17 protein-coding genes are annotated in these 19,994 nt (G+C 55.1%); 6 read left to right on the top strand and 11 right to left on the bottom strand.

Annotated features, from left to right (window positions below):
* From JFC11_RS04945 to JFC11_RS04935, 3 genes are all read left to right on the top strand, one after another.
* Window positions 1-2,448, top strand: a complete 2,448-nt coding sequence (locus tag JFC11_RS04945) for a GNAT family N-acetyltransferase (protein ID WP_198348868.1) — start codon at window positions 1-3, stop codon at window positions 2,446-2,448.
* Between the two features lie 82 nt (window positions 2,449-2,530).
* Window positions 2,531-3,046 carry an RNA polymerase sigma factor gene (locus tag JFC11_RS04940; protein WP_198348867.1) on the top strand — a complete coding sequence of 172 codons (516 nt, stop codon included), beginning with the start codon at window positions 2,531-2,533 and terminating at the stop codon, window positions 3,044-3,046.
* Window positions 3,047-3,177: 131 nt separating this feature from the next.
* The gene (locus JFC11_RS04935) at window positions 3,178-4,104 is read left to right on the top strand and encodes a YihY/virulence factor BrkB family protein (protein WP_198348866.1); all 927 of its coding nucleotides are present in this window, start codon (window positions 3,178-3,180) and stop codon (window positions 4,102-4,104) included.
* Between the two features lie 91 nt (window positions 4,105-4,195).
* Here JFC11_RS04935 and JFC11_RS04930 read toward each other — a convergent pair whose 3' ends face one another.
* The 6 genes from JFC11_RS04930 to JFC11_RS04905 form a co-directional block, all read right to left on the bottom strand.
* Window positions 4,196-6,328, bottom strand: a complete 2,133-nt coding sequence (locus JFC11_RS04930; protein WP_198348865.1) for a TRAP transporter permease — start codon at window positions 6,326-6,328, stop codon at window positions 4,196-4,198.
* An 80-nt stretch (window positions 6,329-6,408) separates the two neighbouring features.
* Window positions 6,409-7,434 carry a TAXI family TRAP transporter solute-binding subunit gene (locus JFC11_RS04925; protein ID WP_198348864.1) on the bottom strand — a complete coding sequence of 342 codons (1,026 nt, stop codon included), beginning with the start codon at window positions 7,432-7,434 and terminating at the stop codon, window positions 6,409-6,411.
* Window positions 7,435-7,673: 239 nt separating this feature from the next.
* A complete protein-coding gene (locus JFC11_RS04920; protein ID WP_198348863.1) occupies window positions 7,674-9,056 on the bottom strand; it encodes a sigma-54-dependent transcriptional regulator in 1,383 nt (460 codons plus the stop codon).
* Entirely contained in the window at window positions 9,053-10,819 is a 1,767-nt protein-coding gene (locus JFC11_RS04915; protein WP_198348862.1) for a sensor histidine kinase, read from the bottom strand. Before JFC11_RS04915 ends, JFC11_RS04920 begins: the two co-directional genes overlap by 4 nt.
* 116 nt (window positions 10,820-10,935) lie before the next feature.
* Window positions 10,936-11,964, bottom strand: a complete 1,029-nt coding sequence (locus tag JFC11_RS04910; protein ID WP_198348861.1) for a cyclase family protein — start codon at window positions 11,962-11,964, stop codon at window positions 10,936-10,938.
* Window positions 11,961-12,866, bottom strand: coding sequence for a 3-hydroxyacyl-CoA dehydrogenase NAD-binding domain-containing protein (locus JFC11_RS04905; protein ID WP_198348860.1), 906 nt, complete (start codon window positions 12,864-12,866; stop codon window positions 11,961-11,963). Before JFC11_RS04905 ends, JFC11_RS04910 begins: the two co-directional genes overlap by 4 nt.
* A 169-nt stretch (window positions 12,867-13,035) precedes the next feature.
* Between JFC11_RS04905 and JFC11_RS04900 the strand changes: the two genes are divergently transcribed.
* From JFC11_RS04900 to catC, 3 genes are read left to right on the top strand one after another with little or no spacing between them, the layout of a single operon-like run.
* A complete protein-coding gene (locus JFC11_RS04900) occupies window positions 13,036-14,370 on the top strand; it encodes a short-chain fatty acid transporter (RefSeq protein ID WP_198348859.1) in 1,335 nt (444 codons plus the stop codon).
* 46 nt (window positions 14,371-14,416) lie between these two features.
* Window positions 14,417-14,713: a YciI family protein gene (locus tag JFC11_RS04895; protein ID WP_198348858.1), complete on the top strand. Its 297-nt coding sequence runs from the start codon at window positions 14,417-14,419 to the stop codon at window positions 14,711-14,713.
* Window positions 14,714-14,752: 39 nt separating this feature from the next.
* Window positions 14,753-15,043, top strand: coding sequence for a muconolactone Delta-isomerase (gene catC, locus JFC11_RS04890; protein WP_198348857.1), 291 nt, complete (start codon window positions 14,753-14,755; stop codon window positions 15,041-15,043).
* Window positions 15,044-15,258: 215 nt separating this feature from the next.
* Here the strand turns inward: catC and JFC11_RS04885 are convergent, their stop codons facing one another.
* The 5 genes from JFC11_RS04885 to aroQ form a co-directional block, all read right to left on the bottom strand.
* Window positions 15,259-16,092, bottom strand: a complete 834-nt coding sequence (locus tag JFC11_RS04885) for an alpha/beta fold hydrolase (protein ID WP_232482773.1) — start codon at window positions 16,090-16,092, stop codon at window positions 15,259-15,261.
* Between the two features lie 10 nt (window positions 16,093-16,102).
* Window positions 16,103-17,305: a 3-oxoadipyl-CoA thiolase gene (gene pcaF / locus JFC11_RS04880; RefSeq protein ID WP_198348856.1), complete on the bottom strand. Its 1,203-nt coding sequence runs from the start codon at window positions 17,303-17,305 to the stop codon at window positions 16,103-16,105.
* 10 nt (window positions 17,306-17,315) lie between these two features.
* A complete protein-coding gene (locus JFC11_RS04875) occupies window positions 17,316-18,089 on the bottom strand; it encodes a CoA-transferase subunit beta (protein WP_198348855.1) in 774 nt (257 codons plus the stop codon).
* Entirely contained in the window at window positions 18,089-18,907 is an 819-nt protein-coding gene (locus tag JFC11_RS04870) for a CoA transferase subunit A (RefSeq protein WP_198348854.1), read from the bottom strand. The genes JFC11_RS04875 and JFC11_RS04870 overlap by 1 nt, the downstream gene beginning before the upstream one ends.
* A gap of 331 nt (window positions 18,908-19,238) precedes the next feature.
* Entirely contained in the window at window positions 19,239-19,682 is a 444-nt protein-coding gene (gene aroQ / locus JFC11_RS04865; protein WP_198348853.1) for a type II 3-dehydroquinate dehydratase, read from the bottom strand.
* Window positions 19,683-19,994: the final 312 nt, after the last annotated feature.

Genomic DNA, 19,994 nt, shown 5'->3' with positions numbered 1-19,994 from the left:
ATGAACCTCTTTCAACCGACCCCGACCACACGCATCAACTACAGCCGCCACGCTCAAGGGCTAGGCTGCTTCAGCCTCCGCCCACTGCACCTACCCGAGGACCTGCCCCTGATACACGACTGGGTTACCGCTCCCCGAGCAAGTTTCTGGGGAATGCAGGGCCACTCGGCTGAGCGCGTTCTTGCCTTCTACCGCGACCTGCAGGAAAGCAATCAAGCACAGGGCTACCTAGGACTATTCAACGATCAACCTGCTTTTCTGGTGGAGTGCTACGACCCTCGCCACGATCCCATCAGTGAGCACTATGATGTGGCCGAGGGCGACCGCGGGATGCACTTTTTGGTGGCGCCTACCAAGACGCCGCTGACCGGCTTCAGCGTCCAGGTGATCACCACCATCCTGGCCTTTATGTTTGAAGACCCCGACACACGGCGCATCGTGGTAGAGCCGGACGTCAACAACCGCAAGATCCATCCGCTCAACCGCCGAGTAGGTTTTGTTTACGAACGCGAAGTGCAGCTGCCCGAGAAGACCGCTCACCTCGCCTTCTGCGACCGCCAGGCGTTCGCCTCGGCGGTGAGCCGCGAAAACCCCCGCCTCACCCAGATACTGGCCGCCGACCCCACACGGGTCACTTCCCACCTAACCCCCGACCACTGGGCTCAGGCCAACCGCTGTCTGACCCGCAAGGCGATTGCTGAGTTCTCCCATGAGCGCCTGCTAGCCCCCGAGGCACTGCACGTGGATACCAAAGGCAATGGCGACTATCGGCTGGCCGCCCCGAACACAGCGATCGAATATCACTTCCGCGCCCGTCGTCTAGCGCTGGATCACTGGATGATCGACCTCGACTCCCTCGATAAGCGGGTCGATGGCGTCTCAGCCGAGATCGACGCACAGCACTTCATCCTCGAATTCCGCCAGCCCCTGGGGATCAGCGATGAAATGCTGCCGGTTTACCTGGAAGAAATTGCCAGCACCCTGTTCGGTGGTGCCTACAAGCTAGACAGCAACCGCCCAGATGCCGATGGGTTAGCCGATGCCGACTTCCAGACGCTGGAGGCTGCCATGACGGAGGGCCATCCTGTCTTTGTGGCTAATAATGGCCGCATGGGCTTTGATGCCGTTGATTACCACGCCTTTGCCCCGGAGGCCGCAGCACCCATCACCCTGGTATGGCTCGCAGTACATCGCGAAGACGCTCATTTCAGTGCCATCGAAGGCCTAGACTACGAGACACTGCTCTGCGAGGAGCTCGGCACAGCAACAGTAAATGACTTTCACCAACGGTTGGAAGATCGTCATCTCGACCCCGCGGACTACCTGCTGATGCCCGCTCACCCATGGCAGTGGTTTCACAAACTAGCCATCACTTTCGCCGCTGAAGTGGCGCGGAACCGCATTGTTTGCCTGGGCTACGGCCACGATCAGTATCAGGCCCAGCAGTCGATCCGCACCTGGTTCAACGTGAGCCAGCCAAATCGGCGCTATGTGAAAACCGCACTGTCGATTCTCAACATGGGCTTTATGCGTGGTCTCTCGCCCAATTACATGCGCGCCACACCGACCATTAACGACTGGATCAAGGCATTGGTCGACGGCGACCCTAAGCTTCGCTCCCAGAGCTTCACGATCCTCCGCGAGGAGGCTGCAATCGGCTTTCGCCGCGATACCATCGAGCCAGCCTTCGATAGCCGTAGTGCCTACAAGAAGATGCTGGCCTGCCTTTGGCGAGAGAGCCCCATGCGCTACCAGTGCGAAGGTCATCAGCTGATGACAATGGCCGCCTTGCTACATGTCGATGCACATCAACGCGCGCTGCTACCGCAACTGATCACTATTTCCGAACTTTCCACTGCTGACTGGCTGGGTCGCTACTTAAAAGTTTATCTGCGCCCGTTGCTGCACTGCTTCTATGCCTACGAACTAGTCTTCATGCCCCACGGTGAGAACCTGATCTTACAGCTTAAGGACGGCGTCCCAGTGCGTGCCATCATGAAGGACATTGCCGAAGAGATCGCCATCATGAATACCGAGGTGGAGCTACCCGAGGCCATTTCGCGAATCCGCCTCGATATTCCCGAGTCGCTCAAAATATTATCGATATTCACCGATGTGTTTGATTGTTTCTTACGTTTCATGGCGGGAATTCTTGTCGAGCAAGGCGACATAACGGAAGACGCCTTCTGGGAGCAAGTTGCACGCTGCGTCATTGATTACCAGCAGGACCATCCTGAGTTCGCAGAGAAATTCGACCAGCACGATCTGTTCGCACCAGCGTTCACCCTCTCCTGCTTAAACAGGCTTCAGCTCAGCGACCATCAGCAGATGCTTGATTTGGCTGACCCAGCAAAAAATCTCAAATTCGCTGGCAACCTAGCCAACCCCATTGCTGCTTTCCGGCCCATCACCTACACCAAGGCAACTCAACCAATGGAGCTAACCTGAGCCGTCCCACCGGGCCCGCGGTAAGGGCGGGCCCTACAAGCACCAACATCACTCGAGACCCTGACACTATGACCGTTTTCACATGACTGACCGCCTGGACCTCACCCGTCTGTATCGATTGCACGCCGGTGATCTAAATGGCTATTTACGACAACGGCTTCGCTGCCCTGCCCTCGCCGATGATCTCTGTCAGGAGGCGTTCTTGCGCCTGAGCCAACGGCCATGCAACGAAGGCCTTGAAGAGCCACGCGCCTATCTGTTTCGCATCGCCAATAACCTGATGATTGATCATCATCGCCGCTGTTACTCACGCATTGACCACCAGCCACTCGATGACCCTCACCTTTGCCTCGCCTGCCCCTACTCTTGCCCAGAAACGGCGACCGAAAGCGCCCTATGCCAGCGCCAATTGCGGCGAGCCATGGCATCGTTGCCACCACGGCTTCTCCAGGCGTTGACCTGGCACCGCCTGGAGGGGCTGACCCAAGCTGAGATCGGCCGACGCATTGGCGTTTCTGAACGCATGGCGGGGCGTTACATTGCCCAGGCACTTGAACGCTGCCGCAATGAGCTGGTCGGGTCTGCGCCGCTGTGCTAGGAATAAACGCAACGCCGATCATTGCCTATCTTTTTGCCGGTCTGTGCGTCAGTCTATCCACTGACGCTTGTTGTCGCTGCACAATCACACCGCCAAGGCATAGCATTGGCGCACAAGGAGAATGGCAAACAATGGGGCGCAACCAAACGGCACTCAATGCCTTACTTTTGTTGCTGCCACGGCTGGCTCATTTTGCCTGGCGTGTAGTGTGTCACTTCCTGAAGAATCGCGGCATCCTGCTCGCCGGTGGGGTGGGCTATAATATTTTGCTCTCGATCGTGCCACTATTTGCAGTATTGGTTGTGCTGTTGACAAAAGTGGTAGATCAACAGCATTTACTCAGCGTTCTTGCTGTACAAGCGCGCCACCTAGCACCGGCCCATGCCGAAGTGTTGATGGACGCCGTCCGCAGTTTGTTGAAGTCTCGCGGCGTCATCGGCATCCTTAGCTTACCCATTCTATTGCTCTTCAGCTCCTTCGCCTTTCGCATGCTCGAAGATGCCTTGGCGATTATCTTCCATGCGCCAGAAAGCCCCCATATCAAGCGCAGTGTGTGGGTTTCAGTGATGCTGCCTTACGCTTTCATGTTGGTGCTAGGGGCGGGGCTGCTGGCCTTAACGCTGGTAGTCACCCTGGCCAGCTCGCTCAATACGCTGATGATGGCGCTCTTTGAGCGAGAACTGCCGTTTGCAGGGTTTTCCGAACCAGTCCTTAACTTATTCAGTTTTGCTGGGGTTTTCTTATTGTTTAGCGCTATCTATAAGGTACTACCGGTGGTGCGTATCGCGTTGCGCCGAGCGATCATCGGCGGCTTTGTCGCGGCGCTGCTGTGGGAAGGCGTGCGGCTGCTACTGGTTTACTATTTCACTCACCTCTCGTTCGTCAACGCCGTTTACGGGTCCCTAGCAACGCTGGTGATTGTGCTGCTCAGCCTGGAAGTCGGTGCCATCATTTTGCTGCTGGGCGCGCAGGTCATTGCTGAGCTAGAGCGCAACACACGCCTCGGCCTGCCTTGGCATATTGACCCCGACCGACAACCCATCACCCACGTTGATTAAGACATTACATTGAAATGCCGCCATCAAAAGATGGCGGCATTTATTTGAGCGCTATTTATAAGAGGGCTGCCCCCTTTATGCTCGCCTAGAGTCAGGCCGTCGCATGAACCATCTGGCGGTCACGTCTGGCACTCCACACCAGCGTCATCAGAAACAGTGCCAAGCCCAAGAAGTCCAGCAGCAAGTTTCCGTGAGGCCACAGCATTAAAGCACCAATGGGGAACATGGCTAGGCGCAGCCACCAGGGCAACTCGCTTTCCAGATAGCCTTCCAGCCCTGCGATAATGGCGTAAATACCGAATAACGCGAAGGCAAATACCACCAGCATCTCGGCCGGTGTCCCGGTGATCATTGGCGACCAAACAAACAGCAAGGGAATAATGTAGAGGCCCTTGGCGATTTTCCAAGCGGTAAAACCGGTACGCATAGGTGGCGTTTTGGCGATAGCCGCCGCAGCGAAGGCAGTAAGGCATACTGGCGGAGTCACATTGGAGTCCTGAGATAGCCAGAAAATCACCATGTGCGCCGCCACCAGCATCATCGATATCGTGTGCGACGAAAGCGCTTGCTCGTAGAGTTGTGAACGGAAATCGTCCGGCACCACTGCCAGCAGCTGTTGAGCACTGGCGGCGTCCATCGGGGCATTCAGCGCTTCTAAAGCATCTGGCGCGGCAAGCATAAAGATCGCCCGTGCCTGCTCAGGTAAATCACCGGCCATAATCAGTTCTAACAGCTGACTTTGTGCCATCAGACCATACAATGCAGGTGCCGATAGTGTGCCCAATACGATGTAAGCGGCCGTCACCGGCAACCCCATCCCCAGTACAAGAGAGGCCAGCGCGATCAACACAATGGTGATTAACAGGCTGCCGCCCGCCCAGTCTGAGATCATCAACGAAAAGATGTTACCAATGCCGGTCGTCGACACCACATTTACGATCAAACCAACCGTCAGCAGTAAAATGGCGGTGGAAACCATGTTGCGGGTGCCCAGTACCAAAGCATCGATAATTGCCTGAAGCTTCATCGGTGAACGTGATAACCAGGATGCCACTACCACCGACACGATAGCGATACCGGCAGCATAGGTGGGGGTGAAACCATTGATAAGGGCGACGACCAGCACCACGAGCGGTAGCAGGTAGTGCCAACCGCCCTTCAATACATCAATCAGCTTTGGAGCTTGTTCCGTTTCTACCTGATGAGTACCGCTACGCTTGGCTTCGATACGCACGAACATGGCCACCGAAAGGAAGTACAGCAGTGCAGGAAGCGCAGCGACACCAATGATGGTGAGATATGAAACCTGGGTGTAAGAGGCCATGATAAAAGCCCCCGCCCCCATGACGGGAGGCATAAGCTGGCCCCCGGTTGAAGCCGCAGCTTCAACGCCAGCCGCAAAACGCGGTGGAAAGCCTGCCTTACGCATTAAGGGAATAGTGATCACACCGGTAGAGACCGTATTGGCTACGCTGGAGCCAGACACTGACCCCATAAGCCCTGAAGCGAATACCGCGACAAACCCCGGGCCACCAACAAAGCGACCCGCGGCACAACGCGCCAGCTCGATGATGAACTCTCCAGCGCCCGAACGAACCAGGAAGGCACCAAAGAGAATAAACATGAAAACGTAAGACCAGGAAATCCGGGCAATCGAGCCCAGCATACCGTCACCGCCGAGGAAGCTGCGAAACAGAACGGTTTCCCAGTTCAGCCCGGGGAAATTGAACACCCCGCCGACATAGCGCCCCCACCAGGCAACGTACGTCAGCGCAATGATACATAACAGCGGGATAAACCAGCCGGTAGTCCGGCGGGCAAACTCTAGTACCAACGCCAAAGCGGTAATCGACACGATCCAGTCTGCCAGGGAAAAGCGTACCCCACGGGCATAAAGCGCATCCTCAAAGCCGATTAAATAGAACGCACAGCCTAGGGCGGCTAGACCAAGACACACATCAACGGCGAGTAATAAGCGCTGACCGCTAGCCGAGCGCGCTTTGAACATCGGCACGGAAAGCGCGCACAACAGGCCGAACATACCGAAGTGTAATGCACTAACCCAAATCTCTGAGACAGTGCCCAGGGTATTGAAATAGATATGTGAGAAAGCAACGATGATGGCGAGCAAGCTCATAATCCGCCCAAGCCAGGGGTGCTCAAGGCGCTCTGAAGCGCTGCTTGCGGATTCATCGCGCACCGTATCAGGTGTCGAATGACTCATGGTGTACCTCATAACACTAAGTAAGGCATAGGGAGGCCATCCGCCCGGCTTATGCCAGGCAGATGCAGGGCGATAGGCCTTCAGCTTTCGAGAAGATGCTCAGGAATTTCTATGCCTTGTTCCTGGAAATAGCGCGCGGCACCGGCATGCAGTGGTATCGGCAGACCGTCGAGCGCTTTTTCCAGAGCCATGTCACGCGTTGCTGGGTGAATGTTGTTTAGAAACGGCAGGTTCTCGAACATGGCTTTGGTGATCTGATACACATGCTCTTCAGGCACATCGGCGTTAACCACCAAAATATTGGGCTGGGAAATGGTATTGATCGGGGAGTCTTGACCAGGGTAAGTGTCGGCGGGAATTTCGAAAGCGCTCCACACTGGGTACTGGCTGTTAATGCGCTCAAGTTGCTCAGCGGTCACGTTCAGCGTGGTAATGTCATCGCCCATATTGGCATAGGCGCTGGTCACGGCAGAGGCCGGAACGCCTGCCGGTATGTTCATACCATCTATATTGCCGTTCTGCATGGAATCAGCGCTGGCACTGTAGCCCAGATAGGCAATATCCATCTGCTCCGGATCAATGTCCAGACCGGCAAGAATTTGCCGACCAGAGCCTTCGGTACCGGAATTACGCGCACCAATGGAGAAACCGCGCCCGTATAGCTGGGCCAAATCATCAATGGTGCCAGTATCGACCAGTGCGTCGCGCATCACAAAGTGTTCAACGTTCTGCCACAGCATAGAAACTGAGCGTACGTTGTCATAGGCTTTGGGCACTGGCCCCTCACCGGACCATGCCCAGGCGCCGTAGAGTGCTTGCAGAATACCGAATTGAGCCTGATCGTCATCCATCAGGCGCAAGTTTTCCGCAGAACCCGCCGAGCTGATGGCGGAAACGGAGATGCCGTGGGTAGGCTCGAGCTTGACACGTATCAGTGTAGAAAGTGCGACGCCTACCGGATAGAACGTGCCGCCAGTAGTGGCAGTGCCCATGATGTATTGTCCGCCCTCGGTAGATTCCTGGGCAGTAACAGCGGAGGCACTGACGCCGAATGCAGCGACGGTAGCGAGACAAAGAGCGGTTTTAAGAAATTGGCGTTTCAGCATGGTGTTGCTCCCAGCTTATTGGAATTGTTGGAGTAATCACTACTCCTTCCCCAATAGAGCGAGAAGCTAGCCAACTTTAAACAAAAGTATAAAAATCAATACATTAGAATTTAACTTCTACGACAAAAGGCGAAGACACTTGAACGACCATCGGCCATTTTTCGCCGATGGTTTTTGCCCTCATCGGCAAAAAATGGCCGATGAATCAGCCCTGGCGCATTGACTCTTGAATCAACCGTTTAGGTTGCAAGAAAGTCTTCACGGCGTAACTGGTGACGCTGCATTTTCTGATTGAGTGTACGGCGAGGTAGATCGAGTTCATCAAGTACCGCTTGAATATTGCCGTTATGGCGCTGCAGCGCTTCTTTCAAGACGGTAGCCTCAAATGATTCCATACGCACAGAGAGCGCAGACGCTTGATGTGGCGGCGTAGGCGAGCTTTGCCAGGGCAGATCCAACCCAAGAATAAAGCGCGTGGCAATATTGCGCAGCTCGCGCAGATTTCCAGGCCACTGATGATTACCGAGGGCGGTCAGCAGTTCTGTGGTGGGTTCGCGCAGCGGCCTTTCGTGAACATCAGCGGCTTGATGGCAGAAGTGGCGAAACAGTAAGGGAATATCTTCGCGGCGCTCACGCAAGGGAGGAATCGCCAGCTCAGCAATCGCCAAGCGATAATAAAGATCCTCGCGAAAATCTCCTTGCGAGACCATTTCCAGCAAGTTCTCTTTACTGGCCGCCACGACCCGAAGATGGAGGTGGATAACCTGGTTGCTGCCTAGCCGGGTAATTTCACCTTCCTGCAGTGCGCGCAACAGCTTAACCTGGGCAGACAGTGGCAGTGATTCTATTTCATCCAAAAAGAGGGTGCCGTGGCTGGCGGTTTCCAGCAGACCTATACGCCGCTCCCCCGCCCCGGTAAAGGCGCCTTTTTCATGCCCGAATAGCTCTGATTCGATTAATTCACTGTTCATGGCGCCACAGTTCAACGCCACAAAAGCGCCTTGGCTACCGCTGCCAAAGTCGTGCAAGGCGCGAGCCACGACTTCCTTGCCGCTGCCCGTTTCACCATTGATAACCACGTTGGCGCGGCTAGCAGCTAAGTTTTCCACTTGGCGCCGTAGTAGTTGCATCAGCGCAGAGTCGCCGAGCAGGCGCGTGCTTAAATAGTTATGCCGTAATGCCTGCTGTAACTGTAGGTTTTCCAGCGCCAGGGCACGATGCTCTAGCGCTCGTCGCACACACTCCTCGAGGCGTTCAGGATCGAAGGGCTTTTGCACAAAGTCCCAAGCCCCCTGCTGAATCGCCGCAACCGCCATGGGGACATCGCCGTGGCCTGTGATCAGAATCACCGGAGGCGGCGTATCGAGTGCTTGCACGGCGGTAAACAAGGCCAAGCCATCCATCTCGGGCATCTTGATATCACTGACGACGACACCGCACGGCTGGCCGTTTTGAAGTGCATTCAGCACCTTACCGGCGCGTGAAAACGTGCGAACCTCTAATCCCGACACCTCCAACCATTGGCTAAGAGAGTCACGGACATCGGCTTCATCGTCCACTAGCCAGACGGGCAGAGAAGCAGCCGATAGTCGAGCTGAGGTGCTAGAAGGTGCTTGCGTCATGAAGGTGTCTCCTCACCATGCAGTAATGACAGACGAAACCAAGCGCCCCCAGCGGGGTGATTGCCAGCGCTGAGCTTACCGCCAAGATCCTGAGCAATGCCGTAACTAATAAACAGCCCCAGCCCCAAGCCTTCCCCAACCGGTTTAGTCGTAAAGAATGGGTCGAACATCTGCTCGATCACTTCTTGAGGCAAGCCAGGGCCATTGTCATGGATCGTCAATCGCACTTGCTCCGTAGTTACCTCAACATGAAGACGAATGATGCCATTGGGTATGTCGTTCAACGCATCCAGCGCGTTACGCAGCAGGTTTGTAAGCAACTGCTCAAGGCGAACGTCATCGCCACGTATCCAGAGTGACTGTTGCCAATCACCGTCACGCTCCAAACGCACTTTTTGCTGCTGGAAACGCTCCTCTAGTAGCTCTAGTACGAAGTGCAGGCTGGCCGGAAGATCCACACTCTCGCGGCTCTCGCCCTTGCGAGCAAACAGCTTTAGCTGCTCGATTAGCCGAGCGAGGCGTTTGCTTAATACCTGAATACGTTGGAAGTTGTCGCCTGCCATTTCCTGACGGCCGAGCGCCAACAACCGCTCACCGTTGGCAGCATAAGTACGGATGCCTGAAAGGGGTTGATTAAGCTCATGAGCAATGCCTGCCGCCATGGTACCCAAGGCGGCCAATTTACCCGCTTGGACCAGTTCAGCTTGCGCATCCTCTAAGGCCTGAGTGCGTTCCTGGACACGTTCTTCCAAGCGAATATTGGTTTGCTGGATGATTTTCGCCTGAGCATCGCGCATGTGTTGGCGTTTTTGGCGTTCACGCAACCACAAGCCAAACAACAAAAGAGCGGAAAGCGTGACTAAGCCCGCCAGAAGTACATTGCGAGCACTGATATAAAGTGGGCGCACCGGGCTGAGATAATGCATCGACCAACCCAGTGTAGCAAGCGGCAGGGAAGCGACCAGAAAACGCTCGCCTCCCCCTTGTGCTTGGTTGCCTATTACCAGCGTATCGTCATGCAGGCGCTGGCCGAGTGGGGAAAGCGGTTTATCGAGAAATTGACGTTGGGCACTAATCTGCGCCAATGCATCATCAGAAAGCCCATCTATGTGCTGAAACCGCCACTGCTCGCGGCTAGAAAGTATCACAACGCCATTGGCATCCGACAAAATGACGTTTTCTTGTGCTCGACGCCAATCCTCTTGAAGCGCTTCCAGTGAGACTTTAACCACCAAGACACCCGCAGAGACAGTGTCGTCGCCAAGCGTAACGACATAAGAGGTGAAATACCCCGGCTGTCCGGTTGTGTCACCGATCGCAAAGAATTCACCGCTACCGCTCTGCATGGCATCGTAAAAATAGGGGCGGAAGTGATAATCGTGGCCAATGAAACTTTGCTCGAGTGCATAGTTGCTGCTGGCCAGGGTGACACCTTGCTCATTCATCAGAAAAATGGCGTCAGCGCCCGAACGCTCAGCGACCTCTGCCAAGTGCTGATTAACAGGAGACAACAATAGCTCACTAGGTTCGCGCAGGGCAGCCTGGACTAAAGGTTGCTGGGCCAGTAAGTCAGGCAGGTAGTTAAAGCGCTCAAGCGCACCTTGCAGGCTGCTGGTGTAGAGCGCTAGACGCGTATTTGCGTGACGCTGGGCATCTGCTTCGGCGTGGCTGTATTGCCAATGCCATAACCACCATAACCCCAAAAGGCTCAGCACGATTAAAGAGGCCAGAACCAGCGCATACAGCCAAATCTTTCTGCTCACTGTGAGTTTGCCTCAATGGTCGAATTGATCAGACCTAAGAGCTTATCACCCAGGCGTAAGCACTCCCATTGTCGAAGGTATCTCTAACGCCCTCCAGCGCAACAGCAAACTCATCACTATACGGTTGCCACAGGCGTCACCGGCGAGCCAATGGCGCCTGGCAGCCGAAGTGGTGGCGCCGTTAGCAAGAACCGGTTGCGCTGGCGGCTATGCAACCATTCCGCTAAATCTTTCAGATACCATAACTCCGCCAGCGGCAATCCGAGTTTGAACAGGCAATGATGGTGCAATGGAAGTCTAGAGCAGCAGCTCGACGCCAACTCACGGTCTAAGTTTTCCACCGCATAATTATCCGCGCAGATCGCCGCAATGCCGCTTTCAGTGATCCACTCCAGCAAGGCTGAATCACTGCCATCAAGCACTGCCCCGGTGTTTTTCAGCACCTCTGGCTGCGGCGTACCCTGCATATCCAACAACGCCTCGGCGAACCCTGTGCGCAATACCAGCATATCGCCACGCTCCACCACCACGTTCAGTTGTTTCAGCGCTTCCATCAACTCCAGGTGCCCTACCAGCGTTCTTCCCGCACCGAAAACTCTCACCAAATCGACCAATACGGCTCGGCCTTGCATGCCATGTGTTGCCAGTGTCTCGACTCCCAGGCGTCTAGCATAGGAGTCGTGCCACTGGGCCGATTCTCCGCTCAGATCGAGCACATCCTTCTCGGCCAGGTAGCCGTTGTAGTAGCGGCGTTCTGGCGTGCCATCACCATCGCCATCGAACAGAGCGCCCACGTGAGCCAGGGAGTCCCACTGCGTGGAGTACTGCAACGATAGCTGAACCTGGTCGTCACTAATAACGTCATGCAGCGCGGGGCTATGAGTCGCCAGGGGAAAGTTGATGTACTGGTCATCACCCAGAGCTGTCGGGGTTAGCTTCGGAGGCGAACGACGGGGGTTCAACACCTTTCCGCCGGGGATATCCAGAGGTAACGACAAGCAGAATGTCACCCCTTCGTGGACTTCCTTCACACCCTTGAGCACCTGTTCGGTGCCGATCAGGTTGACTCGCCCCAGTTGATCTTCAGGGCCAAACTCGCCCCAGTTGCTACCTTCAGGACGTTTCTTCCAGCGAGGCTGATTCATGACTTGTCTCCACCGGCATGTTGGGTAGCGATTTCAATGATACGCTGCAGGTTTTCCCGCTCCCGGGCCTGGTGCTGGGTGCGCGTCTCATCACTCCACTGGTAGAAACCTTGCCCAGCCTTGGCACCTAGGCGACCTTGGGCAACGTACTCTTCAAGTAGATCGGCAGGTTGCTGACGTGCTTCGAGATCCGCATAGAGGTAATGGGCGATATTCAGGTGGGTGTCCAACCCGTTAAGGTCGCGCTGACATAAGGGGCCGTTCAACGCCATACGCACACCAATGGAGTACTGCACGATATCATCCAGCGCCTCGGCCTCCACTATCCCTTTTTCCAACAGGGAGAGGCATTCACGCATAACCGCATGCTGGATCCGGTTAGCGACGAAGCCAGGTACACAGGTATTCAGTACCGCAGGGCGTTTCCCCCAACGCTTTAGCCAACCGCACACCTTTTCCACTACTGCCGCCTCGGTATGGCTGCCTGGCACCACTTCCACGGCAGGTATGATATCCGCCGGATTAAAGAAGTGCGTCCCCAGGAACCGTTGCGGCACACGCATGGCACTGCCGATGTCATCAATCGGAATACCCGATGTATTGGTCACGATGATACAAGTATCGGCCACTTCAGACTCGATTTGCGCCACGACCTTTCGCTTAATCTCGACGTCTTCTGTCACGCTCTCAATGACAAAATCAGCACTCTTCGCCACCTCCAAATCCGTGGTAAAGCAAATAACTGCAGCACTCTCCCCCACACTCAAGCGACTGGCTTCCAGTACCTTCGGGTTGGTATCAACCACAGTGACCTTGACACCATGCGTCGCCATTAACTTGGCCAGCGTGGTGCCCATGGTTCCCGCACCTACCACAGCAGCTTGCAATGAATCGTCCTGCATCAGTACTTCCTCCTTCGTCTGGCTCGGAGATCATTCAAGTGAACCTAGACAAATGTCGCATTGAATAAAACTAGTCGTGAGTCAAAGATCACTCACGAAAAACGAACTTATGTGCGCTATGCGTACATAGTAGACAATGACAGGCACGCCGACAATAAGAGGGCTTCCTATGAATGCGCTGGCAAATTTCTTCACCCGGCTCGTTAACCGCTACATGCCCGATCCTCTCGTCATCGCGATCCTTCTAACCATGCTCACAATGCTCCTGGCAGTGTTAATGCAGGGCACCAGCCCCTTAAATGCGGTGCGTTATTGGGGCGATGGCTTCTGGGACTTGCTGGCCTTCAGCATGCAAATGACGGTCATCCTTCTAGCGGGCTATATCCTGGCCAAAACGCCCTTGGTTGACGGCATACTCAACCGCGTCGCAGCACGCGTCACAACGCCCTTCGTCGCGATTGTTGTTGCCACTCTGGTGGGAGGTATCGGTAGCTGGCTAAACTGGGGTTTCGGCTTGGTCATCGGCGGTATAGTCGCCCAGAAGTTGGCGCTTAACGTGAAAGGCTTACATTACCCACTAGTGATCGCTGCGGCGTATTCTGGCTTTGCTCTTTATGGTATCGGCCTGTCTGGCAGCGTGCCGCTACTGATCGCCACCGAAGGGCACTTTCTTCAGGATACGATTGGATTAATCCCACTGAGCGAAACAATTTTCTCGCCCATTCTTTTGATCACCAGCGCTCTTATTCTTCTCACTCTTCCTTTCTTCAATGCCTGGCTGCATCCCAAGCACGCCGAAGATATCGTCGAAATCGACCCAACCACGGTAGCCAAGCCCTCCGTAGCTCCGCTTCCCAACGACACAAAAACCACCATCGCCGAACGTTTGAATCGCAGCAAAGTGGTGGGCATTGGCATTGGCGCGCTAGGCATGCTGTATATTGCACTGTATGCATTCGATGGCGGTTCGCTGAACCTTAATACCATCAATTTCGCCTTCCTGTTTTTGGGTATATTGCTATTTGCCTCGCCTGCCAACTACCTAGCCGCTTTGACGGATGGGATTCGTATCGTCTCTGGCATCATCGTGCAGTACCCTTTCTACGCGGGGATCATGGGAATTCTCGTGGGGTCAGGGCTGGTGGTTTCGTTCGCCAATACCTTCGTTGATATCTCCAGTGCGCAAACCTTGCCTATCTGGTCATTTATCAGCGGCGCCATCATCAACCTGCTGGCACCATCCGGTGGCGGCCAATGGGCTGTCCAAGGTCCTGTTATGGTTCAAGCCGCCACAGAACTTGGTGCTTCCCAGGCAGCCACGGCGCTTGCCGTCCAAATTGGTGACCAATGGAGCAACATGGTTCAGCCGTTCTGGATCCTCCCGGTGTTAGCCATCTCCGGCTTGAAGTTACGTGATGTGATGGGCTACATGGTGCTGATCCTAATCTACCTCGGGGTCATCTACGCCAGCGCGATGCTGATCTGGGGCTACCTCGGCGCCTAACCATTCTTATCTACGCTTAACGACTCTTGACTTACGGGACTGCCCCATGCCTTTTTTGATCGAAACTTTCGACAAGCCCGGCCAGCAGGCACTACGCCTGGAGGTACGCCAAGCGCACCTGGAGTATCTGGATGCCAACGTAGTGACCTTATTGGCCTGTGGCGCCAAGCTTTCCGATGATGGCGAAACGGCGTCTGGCGGTATCTACCTAGTCGACTTGGATAGCCGCGAGGAGGCCGAGCACTTCATCGAGTCCGATCCATTTCACCAAGCGGGGCTATTCGCCGAGGTTAAAATCGTGCGCTGGCGACAAGCCTATTTAAATCGAAAAAACACTCTGTAGCGCGAATACCTGTAGCACAACTACCCATGGAGAAGTGCAATGCTGTTTCATGTAGAAATGGTCGTAAAGCTGCCGTCGGATATGCCCGCCGAGCAAGTAGCTGACATCAAAGCAAAGGAGAAAGCCTACTCTCAGGAGCTACAACGGCAAGGCAAATGGCGCCACCTATGGCGGATCGCTGGCAGCTACGCCAACGTCAGCATCTTCGACGTCAGTGACAATGCTGAACTCCACGATCTTATTAGCGGTTTGCCGCTGTTTCCCTATATGGATATCCATGTGAAGCCATTATGCGGTCATCCTTCATCTATACACGAAGGTGACGCATAACAGCTCTGCTCTATCGACTCCGCCGCGTTTTCTTACAGGCTCTTAATAGCTAACGAGCGCGGCATATCGTCGAATCTATAGAAACGCTAACGTCATGCCCACCAAACGCTATAGTATCGTAGTGTGTCTCTAGCGCTTAGTGGGCATGACGGGTATGCGGTTATAGGAATATTTCTCTCCGTCTATAACTGTTTGCGAGTCTCCAGTCCGGAGGCTTACGCCACACCGTGGTTCGAGTCGGTGGAAAGCACAGCAATGAGCTTTTTCGCGAACAGCACCGGAGCTTCTACCGACGGCACATGCCCCACACCGTCAAATATCTCCAACGGTGCGCCATCTAGCTCCGCAGCCAAGGCTTCCAACGTTGCGGGCGGCGTGGCCATATCTTCACTGCCGCCAAACAGCTGTACTTTGACCTTATTAGGAACGACCTTATGAGGGGCGTTCTTACCAGAAAGCTTTCCAGAGAACGTATTACGACCAAGCATTTCGCATAGCTGGGCGTAGGACTCATCGTCGCCACGGCCCATTTGTACGCACCATCCTGCTTTCAGCGCTGGACTTTCCTCAAACGCCTGTGGTGCAAACCAGCGCGGCACGATTTCTTCAGACATCGCTGCCAGGCCTTCCTGGCGCACTCGGCCTGCGCGGGTGTTCCAGAGATCAGGATTGCCGATCACTGCGCCAGTATTGGTCAGCGTAGCGGAGAGCAGCCGGTCGCTATGCTCAGCAATCAACTGCTGGCCGACGACACCGCCAATGGACGTACCGGCAAAGTGAAAGCGCTCAGCAGCCGCCAGCTCTGCCAATGCTAGAGCCTCAGCGGCTAAATCAGCGGGAGTGATTTGTGCACCGCTGGCTGCCTGACTAGCACCGTGGCCGGGAAGATCCCAGGTCAGCACCCGGTAGCGGGGTAGCAGCGCGGGAATGATGTCGTCCCACACGGCTTGGCTCATGCCCAGTGGATGCGCTAGCACGATAAGTGGATTCACATCCGAGCCGAGCAATCGGTAAGCGACGCTGCGGCCATTGATAGTATGAAAGGCCATGCTACCTCCGTTAAACGCGTTCAATCAGCGTGGCAATACCCTGACCCACGCCTACACACATGGTGCACAATGCATAGCGCTTGCCGCTGTTTTGCAGCTCATGAGCAGCGGTCATTAACAGGCGCGCACCGGACATACCCAGCGGGTGACCCAGGGCAATCGCGCCGCCGTTAGGGTTGACGCGTGGATCGTCGTCTTTAAGGCCCAAGTCACGCATGCAGGCCAGTGCCTGGGCAGCGAACGCTTCGTTGAACTCAAACACATCGATATCATCCATGGTGATACCAGTGCGTTTAAGCAGTTTTTGCACAGCAGGTACCGGACCATATCCCATGATGCGCGGCTCAACGCCGGCCGTGGCCATGCCAATAATTTTCGCCATCGGTGTCAGACCATGCTGTTTAACCGCCGCGTCACTGGCCACCAGCATCGCCGCCGCGCCATCGTTAACGCCCGACGCATTGCCTGCGGTCACGCTACCGCCTTCACGGAACGGCGTAGGCAACCCTGCCAGTTTTTCCAGGGAGGTTTCCCGCAGGTGCTCATCCTGATCAAAGATTAGCGGCGCCTGCTTGCGGCGGGGAATCTCGATGGCGGTGATCTCTTGGGCAAAGCGCCCCGCTTTTTGGGCGGCAGCGGCTTTCTGCTGAGAGCGCAGGGCAAAGGCATCCTGATCTTCCCGAGAGATAGTGAACTGCTCGGCGACGTTTTCCGCCGTTTCTGGCATCGAATCAACGCCGTAGGCTTTCTTCATCAGCGGGTTGATAAAGCGCCAGCCGATGGTGGTATCTTCGATCTTTTGCCCGCGCGCAAAAGCGCCTTCAGCCTTGCCCATCACGTAGGGCGCTCGCGACATGGACTCCACGCCGCCTGCCAGTGCCAGCTCCATTTCGCCCGCTTTAATCGCGCGAAACGCGGTACCGACCGCGTCCATGCCCGAACCACACAGGCGGTTCATGGTTGTGCCGGGTACCGAGGTCGGGATGCCCGCCAGCAGCGACGACATACGTGCCACGTTGCGGTTGTCTTCACCGGCCTGGTTGGCGCAGCCCATAAACACTTCGTCAATGGCAGCAGGGTCAAGATCCGGCGCTTCCGCCAGTACGGCTTTAAAAATCGTCGCGGCGAAATCATCGGGGCGCACGCTGGCCAAGGTACCAGCGAAGCGGCCAACGGCAGTGCGGCGCGGGTGGCATAAATAGACATCACTCATACAAAGCTCCTTATTCACCCGCGTGGGCACGCTCGGTGCGTGCTTTCAGTTCGCGCAATATTTCAAGCTCGTTGGGGTTCGGTTCCTGCGTGCTCTCCAGCTGTTCGGCAAAGCGAATATCCCAACCGGTTGCGTCAATCACGTCTTCACGGGTGACGCCGGGGTGTAGCGAGACGACGACCAGCTCTTTGGTGTCCGGGTCGGGCTTCATCACGCATAGGTCAGTAATGACCCGCGTGGGACCCTTGCCAATATTGGGCACGTTATCGCGCCCTTTACCATCACGGCCAAAGCCTAGCGTGGTGACGAAGTCGACATCTTTCACAAACGCGCGCTTTGAGTGCTTCAAGGTAATAAACACTTCACCAGCGTTGGTGGCTATTTCCGGCGCACCGCCGCCGCCCGGCAGGCGTACCTTAGGCGCTTTGTAATCACCGATCAGTGTGGTGTTAAGGTTGGCAAAGCGGTCGATTTGCGCAGTGCCTAAAAAGCCCACGTTGACTTTGCCACCCTGCAGCCAATAGCGGAACATTTCTGGCACGGCCACCGTGGTCAACGCTGATTCGCACAGCTCACCGTCACCAATGGATAACGGCAGAATCTCAGGCTTGGTTTGCAGGGTGCCGGACTCATAAATCAGCACTACCTCAGGCGCATGGGTTAGGCGTGCCAGGTTGGCGGCTTCAGAAGGTAGACCAATGCCCACAAAGCAGGTCATGCCATTTTCTAACGCACGGGCAGCGGTCACAGTCATCATTTCAGAAGAGGTGTATTCCTGACTCATTAGGCTTGCTCCTCTGCACCGTAGATATTCTTGTCGATCCATTGAGTAAAGGTATCGCGGTCACGAGCAATGGCATCCCACTCTTTATAGAAGCGGTTGCTGCGACCGTAGTAGCCATGGGTATACGAAGGCAGCGCGCCCTTTTCTGCCACGGCAACGGCACTAATCGCCCAGCCTGGGATCACGCAAGCATTGGGATGAGCGTTCAGGTCATCGACAATCTCTTCCACGGTGACAATGCTGTGCTTAGCAGCCAACACCGCCTCTTTCTGTACGCCAACAATACCTTCCACCAGCACATTACCCTGTCGATCCGCCCGTTGAGCGTGAATGATCGACACATCCGGTCGCACAGAAGGAACCGCTGCTAGGCGTTCACCGGTAAACGGGCACTCAATAAATTTGATTTGATCATTCACGCTCGGCAGCTCGCTACCGACATAGCCACGCAGCACAGCCATTGGCAGGCCAGCAGCCCCGGCCTCAAAGGCGCAGGCCATCGCGGCATGACTGTGCTCAAGAATCTCAATTTTGCGCGGCCAGCCTTTCTCAACCGCATCGCGCAGTCGATGCAGCGAGCCCACGCCGGGATTACCGCCCCAGGAGAAGATCACCTTTTTAGCACAGCCCGCGCCAATCAACTGGTCGTAGATGATATCGGGGGTCATGCGGATCAGCGTCAGGTCGCGCTTTTTCTGACGGATCACTTCGTGGCCCGCGGCAAACGGAATCAGGTGGGTAAAGCCTTCCATGGCAACGGTGGCGCCATCTTCGACGTAGCGCGCTACCGCGTCATGCAAGCTCAAGAACTCAGCCATAGGTCTCCTCCTGGCAGTGACTCTCGACAAGTTCGAATAACGAACTTTGATTTGTAGTGCGAACAATTTACTCCCGTCATATTCACTCGTCAAACCCCACCAAGCACGCATACAAAAGGGGAGGCTAAGCCTCCCCTCTCGTTAACATCGGTAAAAACCTTATCATTTCAAATAATTATTCATTCTTCAGCCAGGCAGATGCACGCGCTACTTGGCGTAAGCTACTACCAAGGTATAGCGTCGGGTCACAAGCGTTACGCAGCTCTTCATGAAGGAGGTATCTTTATGGTCTTTGTACTGCTTTTTGCCCTCGTACTGCTTCGCGTACCGTTTAAACGCAGGATTTTATGATGGCGTTTAAAGCGGCCTGGTAACCCTCCGTCCCAAGCCCCGCAATGACCCCATCTGCCCGCTGCGAGACATAGGAGTGGTGACGGAAGCTTTCGCGTTTATGGACATTTGAGATATGTACCTCAATGACCCTACCTTCAAAGGCATTGAGCGCATCGAGGATAGCGACAGACGTATGGGTATAGGCGGCCGGGTTGATGATGATAGCCAGCGTGCCATCGAGACGCGCCGCATGAATGGCGTCAATCAATTCGCCCTCATGATTGCTTTGAAAACAGCTTATATCCCAGCCCTGCTTCTCAGCTGTTTCAGCCAAAGCGTTATTAACATCATCCAGCGTCTCATAGCCGTAAACGTCTGGTTGACGAACGCCTAAAAGATTTAAATTAGGTCCGTGAAGGACCGTTACTTTTGGTTGTCCCACTGCTCATCTCCTTTCGTGGCATTACGTCATCGTCGGAAGTCGTTATGCCTATAATAACGTGTCGTTTAGTGCTTAATCTGTCTTCATAATGTCTGAAAATCGCTCAATTGGGCGCTATTCGAACAACATACTATATTGGCTATGTGCTAGTAAGGTTATTTCAGCGAGGGGGCACTGATGGAGGAAAAAGGCTAAGATGAAAGGTTAAAACCTGATGACCGCGGCTTCGTAACGGCGATCATCCGTTAAACCAACCAAGCAAGCCGCCTGTATCAAACACTCAACTAGACGGCTCGCCATAAACAGCTGGAT

The sequence above is a fragment of the Vreelandella alkaliphila genome, assembly GCF_016107625.1.
GTDB lineage: Bacteria > Pseudomonadota > Gammaproteobacteria > Pseudomonadales > Halomonadaceae > Vreelandella > Vreelandella alkaliphila.
The sequence above is the reverse complement of the archived record's forward strand: the minus strand, read 5'-3'. Positions and strand labels throughout refer to the sequence as shown.